At 54.8% G+C, this 12,935-nt stretch carries 10 protein-coding genes; 3 read left to right on the top strand and 7 right to left on the bottom strand.

Translation table 11 applies throughout. The features are described from left to right. Window positions 1–48: 48 nt before the first annotated feature. From NW211_RS02800 to NW211_RS02780, 5 genes are all read right to left on the bottom strand, one after another. Window positions 49–1,032 (bottom strand): acyltransferase family protein, encoded by a 984-nt coding sequence (locus NW211_RS02800; protein WP_258326840.1) that lies wholly within the window; start codon window positions 1,030–1,032, stop codon window positions 49–51. 315 nt (window positions 1,033–1,347) lie between these two features. After that, a complete protein-coding gene (locus tag NW211_RS02795; RefSeq protein WP_258326838.1) occupies window positions 1,348–3,438 on the bottom strand; it encodes a M3 family metallopeptidase in 2,091 nt (696 codons plus the stop codon). Window positions 3,439–3,457: 19 nt separating this feature from the next. Continuing rightward, complete coding sequence (locus NW211_RS02790; protein WP_258326837.1) at window positions 3,458–4,537, bottom strand: endonuclease/exonuclease/phosphatase family protein; 1,080 nt, start codon at window positions 4,535–4,537, stop codon at window positions 3,458–3,460. A 7-nt stretch (window positions 4,538–4,544) separates the two neighbouring features. After that, entirely contained in the window at window positions 4,545–5,450 is a 906-nt protein-coding gene (locus NW211_RS02785) for a rhomboid family intramembrane serine protease (RefSeq protein WP_258326836.1), read from the bottom strand. Next, window positions 5,431–6,129, bottom strand: coding sequence for a rhomboid family intramembrane serine protease (locus tag NW211_RS02780; RefSeq protein ID WP_258326835.1), 699 nt, complete (start codon window positions 6,127–6,129; stop codon window positions 5,431–5,433). Before NW211_RS02780 ends, NW211_RS02785 begins: the two co-directional genes overlap by 20 nt. A 250-nt stretch (window positions 6,130–6,379) precedes the next feature. Here NW211_RS02780 and NW211_RS02775 point away from each other — a divergent pair, with 250 nt between their 5' ends. Further along, window positions 6,380–6,652 (top strand): HU family DNA-binding protein, encoded by a 273-nt coding sequence (locus tag NW211_RS02775; RefSeq protein WP_087407993.1) that lies wholly within the window; start codon window positions 6,380–6,382, stop codon window positions 6,650–6,652. An 82-nt stretch (window positions 6,653–6,734) separates the two neighbouring features. Continuing rightward, a complete protein-coding gene (locus tag NW211_RS02770; protein ID WP_258326834.1) occupies window positions 6,735–6,893 on the top strand; it encodes a hypothetical protein in 159 nt (52 codons plus the stop codon). Window positions 6,894–6,904: 11 nt separating this feature from the next. On the opposite strand, the gene NW211_RS02765 is transcribed toward NW211_RS02770, so the two are convergent. Next, window positions 6,905–9,058 carry a cation:proton antiporter gene (locus tag NW211_RS02765; RefSeq protein ID WP_258326833.1) on the bottom strand — a complete coding sequence of 718 codons (2,154 nt, stop codon included), beginning with the start codon at window positions 9,056–9,058 and terminating at the stop codon, window positions 6,905–6,907. A 238-nt stretch (window positions 9,059–9,296) separates the two neighbouring features. Here NW211_RS02765 and NW211_RS02760 point away from each other — a divergent pair, with 238 nt between their 5' ends. Then, complete coding sequence (locus tag NW211_RS02760) at window positions 9,297–10,301, top strand: aspartate-semialdehyde dehydrogenase (protein WP_258326832.1); 1,005 nt, start codon at window positions 9,297–9,299, stop codon at window positions 10,299–10,301. Window positions 10,302–10,423: 122 nt separating this feature from the next. On the opposite strand, the gene NW211_RS02755 is transcribed toward NW211_RS02760, so the two are convergent. Then, complete coding sequence (locus tag NW211_RS02755) at window positions 10,424–12,925, bottom strand: family 20 glycosylhydrolase (protein ID WP_258326831.1); 2,502 nt, start codon at window positions 12,923–12,925, stop codon at window positions 10,424–10,426. Between the last annotated feature and the right edge of the window lie 10 nt (window positions 12,926–12,935).

The raw sequence follows: 12,935 nt of genomic DNA, 5'->3' as shown, positions 1-12,935 counted from the left end.
ATTGACTCTTCCGCTCCGCTTGGTTTTTATCTCATACGATACGATGGACTATCGTCTCTTCCCCACAGCCCAGGGGATATACTTGTTCACTACCGGAATGAGCAGGTAGATGACGAGCAGGGTGAGGGCGAGGGCAATGGCTCCGGCCAGCAGGTCGGGCTTGCCGGTGATGGCACAGGCTATCGGTTGCAGGGGTGCCAGCAGGATGACGTGGATGCCCATGATGAGCAGCGACGATTCGCCGCAGGTGCGCACGAAACGGGCCAACGGCGAGCGGTTGCCCTCGGCATAAGAGAGGAGGGCAAGGAGGGCCGCAAAGAGGGCAAAGAACTTGACCAGCGAGAGCACCGGCCACTCGATCGGCAGGTATTGCACGGCGATGAACAGCGCCAGCCCGAGGAGTGCCACGAGGTATCGGTGTGAACTGCGGGCCAGGTATCGGGCCAGCGGCAGCCCGAAGAGGTTGCCGGCGATGAAGTAGGGCAGACTCTCGAGAGCCACGTTGACCATGAATAGGGTGCGCCACTCTTCGATAGCCGGGTAGCCAGCGTAGATGACGGCTATTACGAGCAGGAACCAGAGGGTGCGATGCCGCTGCGGAATGAGTCGGTTCAATACCCAGAAGATAAGCTGCATCACGAAGAGGCAGACCAGAAACCACAGCGGAATATTGACCGAGAGGTAGAGCGACCCGCTGTCGATGGTGAAGAGTTGCAGCACGGCACTCCAGTCGAACCCGTGCAGCGTGTGGTGGTGAGCTACGTGGAAGAGCAGCCGGGCGAGAAAGGAGAAGAGATAGAAGACGAGAAAGGGAACGAGTATCGTCCTCACCCGCTTCTTCAGGAAGGGGACGAAGGGTTCGTCCTTGAAAAAGGTACCCGACAGGATGAAGAAGATGGCGCTGATGAGAATCAGGTCGCACCAGTGGGGGTGGACGGTGTGTTTCCACACGATACCCACGATAGCAAGACCTTTGAGCAGGTCGATGCTGTCGATGCGCTTCTTGTGTGTCTGGGGTACAGGGTTTTCCATCTCTTGCGGTTAAACGGTGCAAAGATAGTGAAAGGTGAGAGCAGAAAGTCAAGTTTACTTGAACTTTATGCAGAACCGAATCTTATCTTCTACAAAGATAGTGAAAGGTGAGAGCAGAGGCAAATGAAAACCTTGTTTTCAAATTTGACCATGCCGAACCGCATCCTTTCTTATGAAAAGATAATGAAAGTCGAAGGCAGAAAAACAAGCTCGCTTGATTTTTATGCTGGCCCCTTTGAAGATAATACAAATATAGCAAGGGCTGCCCGATTTTTACCAGGCAGCCCTTGCAGGTCGAATGAGCTTATTCGTGTATTATTTCAAACCGCGGTTACGGAGCAGTGCGTCGGGGTTGGGGTCGGCACCGCGGAATTGGCGGTAGAGTTTCATGGGGTCTTCGCTGCCACCCTTCTCGAGGATGTTTTCGCGGAAGGCTTTGGCGGTAGCCGGGTCGAAGATACCGTGTTCGATGAAGGCATCGAAGGCATCGGCATCGAGCACCTCGGCCCAGGTGTAGCTGTAATAGCCGGCACAGTAGTCGTTGGTGAAGATGTGCGAGAAGTAGGTGCTGCGATAGCGGTAGGTAATCTCGTCGATGAGACCGATAGATTGAGCTACCTCTTTCTCGAACTGGCGTACGTCGTACTCTTTGGCTTCGCTGATTTCGTGCCAGCGCATGTCGAGAATCGAAGCGGCAATGAGCTCGGTGGTAGTGAAGCCCTGGTTGAATTTCGAAGCGGCCTCCATCTTCTCGATGAGCGAGTCGGGAATCACCTCACCCGTCTTGTAGTGTTTGGCGTAGAGTTTGAGTACTTCGGGATGAGTAGCCCAGTGCTCGTTGATTTGCGAGGGCAGCTCCACGAAGTCGCGAGCTACGTTGGTACCGCTTACCGAGGGGTAGTGGCAGCGGGTGAGCATGCCGTGCAGGGCGTGGCCGAACTCGTGGAAGAGCGTCTGTACCTCGTCGATGGTGAGCAGGGCAGGCGTGTCGCCGGTAGGTTTGGTAAAGTTGGCTACGTTGTAGACGATGGGGCGCACCTCGTTGCCATCCTGTACATAGGCTTCGCGGAAGTTGTACATCCAGGCACCGGCCCGTTTGCTGGGACGGGGGAAGTAGTCGGTATAGAACACGGCCAGGTGTTTGCCGTCGGCATCCTTCACTTCGAAGGCACGCACGTCGGGGTGATATACGGGCACATCCTTCAGCTCGGTGATGGTGATGCCGTAGAGCTTGTTGGCCACCATGAAGGCCCCTTCGCGCACGTTGTCGAGGCTGAAGTAGGGTTTCAGCTCATCTTCGTTGAGGTCGTATTTGGCCTTGCGTACCTTCTCGGCATAGTACCACCAGTCCCAGGGAGCCAGTTTGAAGTTGCCGCCTTCGGCATCGATAATCTTCTGCATGTCGGCCACCTCTTCCTTGGCCCGGGGGATGGCATATTCCCACACACGGTTGAACAGGTTGTTCACGTTCTCGTCGGTCTTGGCCATGCGGTCGTCGAGGGCAAAGTCGGCGTAGGTCTTGAAGCCCAGCAGATTGGCCTTTTTAAGGCGGAGGTTGACAATCTTCGACACGAGAGCCTTGTTGTCGTGCTCGTTGTCGTTATCGCCCTTGTTGATGTAGGCCTTGTAAACCTTCTCGCGCAGGGCGCGGTTGTCGGCATACTGGAGGAAGGGAATGCGGCTGGGAGCGTCGAGGGTAAATACCCATTTGCCGGCCAGGTTGCGGGCGGCAGCCTCGTCGGCAGCGGCAGCCACTACGGCTTCGGGCAGTCCGGCCAGGTCGGCCTCGTTGTCGATTACCAGCTGGAAGGCATTCGATTCGGCCAAGGCATTGTCGCCATACTGAATCGAGAGCATGGCCAGCTCCTTGTTGATTTCGCGCAGGGTATCCTTGGCCGCCTCGGAGAGGAGGGCGCCGGCCCGTACGAAATCTTTGTAGTGGTTCTCGAGCACTTTCATCTGTTCGGCGTCGAGACCCTCGTTTTCGCGGTTGTCATATACCGCTTTGACACGCTGGAACAGCTTGTCGTTGAGTGAGATGTTGTCGTAGTGCTCGGTGAGTCGGGGCGAAATCTCCTTGGCGATTGCCTGGAGCTCGTCGTTGGTATCGGCTTCGGTAAGGCTGCTGAAGATGAGGTTTACCCGGGTGAGCAGCAGGCCGCTGAATTCGAGAGGCTCGATGGTATTCTTGAAGGTAGGAGCCTCGGGGTTGTTGACGATGGCTTCGATTTCGGCATCGTGTTGCTTGATAGCCTCTTCGAAAGCAGGCATGTAGTGCTCGGTCTTGATCTGGTCGAACGGCGGTACGCCGAACGGAGTGTTAAATTCGCCCAAAAGCGGATTCTCTTTTTGATTGCAGGAAATCATCATAAGAGCGGTTAACGATGTGACTAAAAGTTTTTTCATGTGGTATAATATTACTGTGTTAATGAATTTCGGCAGGGGGCTCCCAGGCAAATCGTACCAGGAGCGGGTAGTGGTCGGAACTCTTGTAGCGCAGCCGTTCGAGCCAACGCGCCTCCATGTTGCCCTTGTAGAGAATGTGGTCGATGCGGAACCAGAACCGGTTGGCGTGGTAGGTGATACCGGGCCCCAGACCCAGTTCGTTGTAGGCGTTGCGGAATCCCATGCGGCGGAACCGGCGCACGGCATAGGAGAGGGGCGAGTCGTTGAAGTCGCCGCACACGATTACGTTGCCGGCGAGCTCCTCGACCTTCTCGGCCGTGAGGTCGGCCTGTTTGTTGCGGGCCCGGGCCGCATTGACAAGTTTGGAGAGCAGATGCTTCTTCACCTCGTCGAGGTAGTCGGTATTGGGGTGTGCGGTAATCTCGTGGTAGAGCTCCTTGTCGGTTTGAGTAAGCCCAATCGACTCCATGTGCTGGTTGACGACGGTAACCTCGCGCTCGCCTATCTGTACCCGATAGGCTGCTACGGCACTCGATTCGGAGTAGACGGTGTCGAAGAGCAGTCGGGCCGGATATTTCGAGAGGAAGTTCATGCCGTGGCTCGTGGGTATCCGGTAGGGATAGCGTGCGTGGATGCTGTCGATTTGCGCCTGCGCAACCTTCAGGCCGGGGTTGGGGTCGGCCAGTTCGGGCGCCTCTTGCAGGCACACCAGGTCGGCATCCTGTGCCAGCAGGAACGAGATGGTGCGGTTTTGGGGTGTATCGCTCCCCTCGTAGTCGAGCAGGAAATAGACGTTATAGGTCATCAGCGTGAAGCCCGGTGTGCTGTTGTCGGGCGGCTGGGGCTTGTGTATGGGGCAGTAGCGGGCTATGCCTCCCCAGGCCAGTACCAGGGCCGCCACGGGTACCCAGATATAGCGCGGGTTATAGGCGAGCCATACGAAGAGAAAGGCCACGCACACGAAGAGGTTGAGGGGAAAGAGCAGCTCGAGCAGAATGCCCACGCGGGTGGGACAGTAGGCCGAGTAGGCTCCCATGATGAGGAGTAATCCCCACAGGGTATTGAGTATCAGTAATATGATTTTGACGACATGTTTCATATCCCGGTTATTTTTTCCCGGCCTCGAAGAGCCGCTTTTTCTCTTCGGCCGTCAGCGAGGTGTACCCCGATTTCTTGATTTTATCGAGAATGGCGTCAATCTCGTCGTTCTCCTGTTTTTTGCGGGCCCGATATTCCATATCGGTTTCGGGTCGTGACGAGGTGCGGTAGGCGGTGCGGGCCGAGGGGCGCTTCACACGGATACGGGGCCGCGGCTTGCAAGCCGTCACGATGCGGTCGATGAGTCGGTTGAGCGGAGCGGTGAGGTCTTTTCCCTTCTCCCAACGCACGATGAACCAGTAGCCCAGCAGGGCACCGCCCAGGTGGGCAATGTGTCCGCCGCCGTTGGCCGAGGTGACGCTGAGCAGGTCGATGAGGATGGTGACGATAGCAATGTATTTCAGCGAGATAGCCCCGAGAAAGAGCAGGTTGATTTTATAGTCGGGCATGCGGAAGGCGGTAGCCACCACGATGGCGATAATCGAGGCCGAGGCTCCGCACATGAGCCCCTGCTTTCCCTCGAAATAGGGGAAGAGGTTGTACGAGAGCAGGTAGAGCAGTCCGCCGGCAATGCCGCCCCACAGGTAGAGCCCCACCATCTGCTTCTCGCCGAAGGCGGTGAGGAATATCTGCCCGAACCAGTAGAGCCACAGCATGTTGAAGAGGATGTGCCACACGTCGTAGTGTACGAACATGTAGGTGAGCAGAGTCCACGGATGGGTGATAAACTCATAGGGATCGGAGGGCATCTCGATGTAGGGGAGCACAATCGAGAGGTCGATGTTGAACAGCAGGAGTACAACCCCCGTGATGCGTAGCAGCAGGAACACCGCTACGTTGATATAGATGAGTTTCAGCAGTACCGAGCCTTGCCCGAACTGCCGCTTGAGGTTGTCAAAAATAGAAGCCGCCACCGCCTATTCCTTTCTTTTTCCAATAGCGTATGAGGAAGAATCCGAAGAGCATGCCTCCCAGGTGGGCAAAGTGAGCTACACCGCTCATGGTGCCGCTGATACCGAATATCAGTTCGAGGAGGCCGTAGAAGATAACAAAATATTTAGCCTTGATGGGTATGGGGATAAACAGGATGAAGAGCGGCGCGTTGGGGAACAACATGCCAAAGGCGAGCAGGATACCGAAGGCGGCTCCCGAGGCTCCCACGGTAACAAACTGGTTGAGCAGCATCGAGGTTTGGTCCCAGCCCAACTGGGCTACCGTAGCGTCGATGGCCGAATGCAGTTCGAAATACCAGGCCAGCTCCTGTATCAGACCGGCTCCTATACCGGTGGTGAGGTAGTAGAAGATGAACCGTTTGCCACCCCACACCGCCTCGAGTGTACGGCCGAACATGAAGACCGAGAACATGTTGAAGAAGATGTGGTCGAAGCTGTTCGTGTCGTGAAGGAACATGTAGGTGACCAACTGAATGACGTTGAAATCGTCGGCTTCGATGTAGTGCAATCCCAGCAGATAATTCAAGTCGATGCCGGCAATTTTGGGCAGGGTCAACGCAGCCAGCCACACAATGAAGTTGATGATGATAAGATTGAGCGTGACGGGCGGTATCGATCCCAAAAAAGATCTGTTTTGCATAAATAATCGTTCTTTTATTGACGAGGGTAACTGCCTTGTAGTCTAAGACATAAAACAGATTATCCCCTGATTTTGCAAGCAAAAATAGTGATTTTTCAAGGATTTACTCAAATATGGGTGTGTTATATTATAAAATAGCGACTTTTATTATATTTTTTTACTTTATTGTTTGCACTATATCATTTTAATATTTACATTTGCCGTGCTGCTCTTCAGGGAGATTATTACTTAACTTTTAATTATACATGTTATGAACAAGACTGAACTTATCAATGCTATGGCCGAAAAAGCCGGTTTGAGCAAAGTTGACGCAAAGAAGGCATTGGACGCTTTTGTAGAAGCAGTTTCGGAATCACTCGTAAAAGGGGACAAAGTGGCTCTTATTGGTTTTGGAACTTTTGGCGTTGCAGAGAAAGCTGCTCGCACAGGTATCAATCCGGCAACTAAAGAAAAAATCACTATCGCTGCCAAGAAAGTGGTTAAATTCAAAGCTGGTGCCGAGTTGGCCGACCAAGTAAAATAAAGAAGTTATTTTATGGTAGCATAAAAAAAGAGAGACTTACGAGTCTCTCTTTTTTTGTTGGGTGGTTCCCAAATAGTTGTCTATGCGTTTGAGGAGTGGAACGGGTGCAGCCCGCGGCGTATCTATACCGGGACGTTGGAACGCCGTGCTGCGACACTTCAATCCGGTAGAGACGAAAACCAATGGCACATCCGCTCTTTGTCGGGTGCGAGTGCAGGCACAAGGGATGGTAGGGCGGTAACCTTGCCGGTATTACAATTCGATTTTCTTTTTGCGATTGCGGTGGGTCCACCGTTTTTTGTAGGCGATGAGTTGTCGGAAAATCTTTTCGATACCCAGAATTTCGGAGTGGCTGAGCATGTCGTGCGACATGGGTTCCATGAACGAAGCGGGGGCCGGCTCGGCGGTACCGAACTGCTCGGGATAGAGTACGATAAGGTTGTTGTCGACGAAGTATTTCGAAAGGAACGAGGGAATGTTGTCGGCGTCGGCATTGAACGAGACCGAAGTGGGACGTGCGCTCACGACGATGAAAAGGTCGTCGTCGAGCACTACATTGGCCAAGAGCATGAAATCGTCCCAGTTCTCGAGCACTTCAAACTCGTTGCGGATGTTGTATCGACCGGCTCTCAACCGGGCTTTCAGGTAAGGGATAGTCTCGGCATAGGCATAGAAGATGGCCCGGCAGCCTATCTGTTTGGCCATGTTGGCTATCCGGTCTATCCATCGGGCAAAGCCCGTTTCATATTCGGCCTTGCGAGGTACGGCGATGACGATGCGGGTAATGGTGTTGATGGGGTTTACACACTTCGAGATGAGAATCATCTTGTTGGTGTTCTTGAGCAGCGACTCGATTTTGGCACCGAAGAAGGTATCGACGATATTGGCCTTGTGGTGCAGACCCAGCACGACCTCGGTAATGTTCCGCTCCTTCATGGTGTGGATGATGCCGCTGGTGATGTTCATGTCGTACCGGGCGATGGGAATCAGTTTGGTATCGGCCGATGAGGCTACTTTACCGGCAAACTCGAGAATCGACTGCGAGCGGTAGTTGCTCGTCTTGCTGTCGTCGGTCACATGCAGGGCATAGAGGGGAGTCCGCTTTTGGGGCGACTTGAGCAGCAGGGCCAGGTTGATGAGGTTCTCGATGGTGCTGGGGTTGGCGATGGGTATCAGTATCTGTTCGCTCTGTACGGGCGATTTGGAAGATTTCGGTTCGTTGTTCTGCATGTCGACGACCATTTGGCGGGCGGCTTTCTCGGTGACCAGCGTACTGATGATGCAGGTAACCAGAATCATCACGATGGTGCCGTTGAGGATTTCTTCGTTGAATAGCCCGATGTCGTGACCGATAATCACGGCGGCCAGTGTGGCAGCGGCTTGGGCGTTACTCAACCCGAAGATGAGTTTGCGGTCTATCTTTGTCATGTGGCAACTCTTTTGGGTGAGCCAGGCGGCAATCCATTTGCACAGGGTGGCGACAACCGACATGTTGATGGCGACGATGAGCGTATCGGTGCCGCTGACGATAACCCGCAAGTCGATGAGCATACCTACCCCGATGAGGAAATAGGGAATGAATAGCGCGTTGCCTACAAATTCGAGCCGGTTCATCAGCGGCGATACATTGGGAATGAACCGGTTGAGTACGATGCCGGCAAAGAAAGCTCCCAAGATGGCCTCCAACCCGATGACCTGCGCCATGTACGAGGCAAGGAAGACGAGCGCCAGAATGAAGATGAACTGGGTGACGTTGTCGTTGTAGTTCTTGAAGAACCAGCGGGTGAGCCGCGGGTAGATGTAGAGGATGGCCACGCTGTAGATGGCGATGTTGACCGACAGTCTGAGCCAGAAGAACTCGGTGAGGTCGCCCCGCACCATGCCCGAGATGACCGCCAAAATGATGAGTGCTCCCAATACGGTGAAAATCGTGCCCGCAATCGTCACGGGTACGGCCCGGCTGCGCGAGATTCCGTACCGGCTGATGATGGGATAGGCGATGAGTGTGTGCGAAGCATACATGCTGGCCAGTAAAATCGAGGTCATGAGGTCGAGATGCAGCGTGTAGTAGCTGGTAATCGTACCCAGAATCATGGGGACGAGAAAGGTGTAGAGACCGAAGATTATACCGTCTTTGCGGGTCTTTTTGAAATCGTTCATGTCGATTTCGAGACCGGCCAAAAACATCAGGTAGAGGATACCTACGTTGCCGAATATTTCGAAACTGCTGTCGCGGGCCAGCAGGTTAAGGCCGTTGGGCCCGATGATAACCCCGGCGATGATGAGTCCGATGATGTGTGGAACCCGTATGCGGTTGAGGAGTATGGGCGCAAGCAGGATGATAACCAGTACAATAAAGAAAATCAGTACCGGATTCTCAATCGGTAGAGAAGTAATGCTGCTCATGACTCTGTAATTTTGAGATGCTGAAACTGTAAATATGCAACAAAAATACAAATAAAAGTTCGCTCTTGCAAGCCATACGCTTCCTTCTGTTTGAAAAGTGTCGCAAATATCTAAAATGCAGTGAGAAGAATATAATTATTACGTTTTGATATGGTTTTACCTAAATAGTTGTATATTTGTGCCAATTTTTTGGAGAACAGGATTAAACGAGATTTTGAAACATAAACCATATAAGAAGATGAAAGTCGCTATTGTGGGCGCCAGTGGCGCTGTCGGACAAGAGTTCCTAAGAGTTTTGGACGAGCGGAATTTCCCGATCGACGAACTGTTGTTGTTCGGTTCCTCTCGGAGTGCAGGACGTGCTTATCCCTTCAGGGGTAAACAGGTTGTAGTCAAGGAGCTGAAGCACAATGACGATTTCAAGGGCGTGGATATTGCTTTCACCTCGGCCGGTGCCGGTACCTCGAAAGAGTTTGCCGAGACGATTACCCGCTACGGCGCCATCATGATTGACAACTCGAGTGCTTTCCGCATGGACGACGACGTGCCTCTGGTGGTCCCCGAGGTGAATGGCGACGATGCTTTCGTGCGTCCCCGCGGAATTATCGCCAACCCCAACTGCACCACCATACAGATGGTTGTGGCCCTGAATGCCATCGAGGCCCTCTCGCACATCAAGCGGGTGCATGTGGCTACCTATCAGGCTGCCAGCGGTGCCGGTGCATCGGCCATGGCCGAGCTGAAGAAACAGTTCGAGCAACTCGTGGTCGGCGAGCAACCCACGGTCGAGAAGTTCTTCTTCCAACTGGCCTACAACCTCATTCCCCAGGTCGATGTCTTTACCGACAACCTCTATACCAAGGAGGAGATGAAGATGTATAACGAGACGCGCAAGATTATGCACTCCGATATAGCCGTGAGCGCAACCTGCGTGCGTGTGCCGGTGATGCGGGCTCACTCCGAAGCCATCTGGGTAGAGACCGAGCGTTCCGTATCGGTGGCCGAGGCCCGCGAGGCTTTTGCCCATGCCCCGGGTGTGGTGCTCGAGGACGATCCCGAGAATCGCGTATACCCCATGCCGCTCTTCAAGGCCGGGTGCGATCCGGTGTATGTAGGCCGTATCCGCAGCGATATATCCAACCCCAACGGGTTGACCTTCTGGACCGTGAGCGACCAGATTAAGAAGGGTGCTGCCCTGAATGCCGTGCAGATTGCCGAGTATCTGCTGGCACACAAGCAATAAACAGGCCCCGTGGTTTTCAAGAAAGGGCTCTGCCCGTATTGAAATTTGTATTGTTTATAAATGACCGACAGCCGCATGGAGTGCTCCGTGCGGCTGTCTTGTTATGGGGTGTCGACGTGAGGTCAGTCGTTGTTGACAAAGGTAGAGGTGAGACTCTCTTTCCCCAGGTAGAAGAGTCGGGCCTTGACAACTTGAGCCTGGCAGTCGAGGGGTTCCTCCCAGCGGGGCGACTCGGCCGTAGGCTCGCTGCCGTCGGTGGTGTAGCGTATCTCGGCTTGCGGGATGGGCGAGTTGGCATAGAGCTTGCCGTCGACAATCTGCACACCGGGTTGGGGGATGCGGAAGTTGACCCCTTCGTGGGCGAGGCGAGGCATTTCGACTGCCGCAATCTTGGCATTGTAGATGGCACGGGCCTCTTCATAAAGAGCCTCTTTGTCGTCGGTCGGGGTGGGCGACCAGTCGGGGGTGGCATTCCAGCCGCGCTCTACGAGGCCGAAAATCTTGGGGAAGATGTAGTATTGCGCCTGTTCGAAACTGCCCAGTGTCTCGGCAAAGAGCTGCGCCTGTATACCCTTGATGCGGGGGCGGGCCTGTGGCTGGAGGGCCACCTTGCCCTGGTGGGCCTTCTTGAGATTCTTGGGGTTGCCGGCCATATCGGTGCGGGCCGAGCAGTAGATGTTGTAGGGGAGCATGTTGAACGAGGCAAATTGGTCGACATAGCCACCCCAGATGAGTCCCGGCTCGTCTTTGTGGGAATTGTAGGCCAAGTCGAGGTAGAAATTGCTGACATTGCAGAGAATCACGCCATATCCGTCATTAGCCACGGTGTAGGGTATTATGTCGCTGCGTCCGGTGGTGCGCCAGCAGTATACACCGTCGAAGCGGGGTGCGATTCGGGCGTTCAGCTCGGGTGAGTGGTTGAGGGCAACCTCCTGCCACCCCGATACTTTTACACCTTTCCCGGCCAGCATGGCCGATACCTGGTCGAGGAAGTGTTCGGCCAGTTGGTGCGGGTGGGTCATACCCTGCTCTTTCATAAACCGCTGGCAAGAGGGCGACCCTTCCCACGAGCCGTGGGGTACTTCGTCGCCACCGATGTGAATAGCGGCCAGCGGTACACCGGCTTCGCGGTACATGGCGATAATCTCGTCGCTCACTTTTTCCATGAAGCGGTAGACCGAGGGGAGAGAGACATTCATCACATTGTCGGTATAGGCTTGGGCCGAGACATATTTCGAGGTATCGGCTTTCTCGGAGAGCAGGTACTCTTTGGCACCCTCGGGGTCACTGTCTTTCAATCGGTTGTAGCGAGCTTTCATGGCAACGATGGCTGCGCGGGCATGTCCCGGCGACTCGATTTCGGGGATAACGGTGATGTGACGGCTGGCGGCATATTGCAGCAAATCGATAAAATCCTGGCGGGTATAATAGCCGTTGGCTGTGGCGGTGGTATCGGCGGGATTCCAGCCTCCGTAGTAGTTGGGGTAGAGGCATTGGCTCTCGTCGCGGGTAAACCCGCGGTGCGCCCCCACCGAGGTGAGCTCTTCGAGTCCGGGAATCTCGAGCCGCCAGGCTTCGTCGTCGCTGAAGTGGAAGTGGAAGGTGTTGATTTTGTACGAGGCCAGCAGGTCAATCAGCCTGAAGAGGTCGGCCTTGCGGGTGAAGTTGCGGGCGATGTCGAGCATCATGCCGCGGTAGAGCAGGTCGGGGTAGTCGTCGATGGCTACGTTGTCGAGCCGGGCAGGGATGTTCTGCCGCTTCAGCAGCGAGAGCAGGGTCTGCGAGCCGTTGAAGATGGCGTGAGGCGTAGCCCCGCTGACGGTGATGTAGTTGTCGCGGACATCGAGCCGGTAGTGCTCGTCGTTGCGGGCCTGGGTGTTTTTGGCGAAGTGGCAGAGGGCGATGACGGTCTGCCCGTTGTCGGTGACGTGGTAACCTATCTTTTCCAGTTCCTGCACCAGCAGGCGAGCTTCATTGGCAAAACCCTCCTCGACGCTGAGCGAGATGTTCTCGGAGATAACCGACACCCCCGTGCGCGGGGTCACCTCTTTGAGCGAGGGCAGCATGTCGTAGGTTTGCGGAGTGTAGTCGGTCTGGAGCGCTTCGTTCTGGGCATAGCAGGTAGCCCCGTCGGGGTAAGGGGGAGCCACCCGGTCGGGAACGGTCCACTGTGCTTCACGGGTGAAGGGCGCGATGGTGAGGGGTATGGATATCGGCTTGTCGTCGCTCTGCACGAAGAAGGGCGACTTGGGGGTAAATTGGGTTTGGGTGAGGATACCCCTGTTGAGGTAGTGTATGGCGATGGAGTCGCCGGGGGCAAGCGGTTGCCACGAGTCGGCAGGGGTCATCTTGTAGTATCCGGGGTTGACCATCTCGATTGTCACCGGTGAGTTTTCGTAGTTCTTTACCTGGCGGGGCGAGAGTTGGGTGTAGTAGATTTCCCATCCGGTTTCGAGCGGCTTGTCCGAGGTATTGACGAGGGTGAAGGTGCTCCCGTAGAATCCGGGTTCCTCTTGGTTCTCGCCCATCTCCCATTGCAGGGATACGGGGCTTTGCGGCGTCGTCTTGCAGGCGGTCAGCGAGCTTATGGCCAGCGCAGTGAGCAGAAGATGCGATTTTTTCATGTTCATGGTA

The organism is Barnesiella sp. ET7 (assembly GCF_024733785.1).
In the GTDB taxonomy this organism is placed as follows: domain Bacteria; phylum Bacteroidota; class Bacteroidia; order Bacteroidales; family Barnesiellaceae; genus Barnesiella; species Barnesiella merdigallinarum.
The sequence above is the reverse complement of the archived record's forward strand: the minus strand, read 5'-3'. Positions and strand labels throughout refer to the sequence as shown.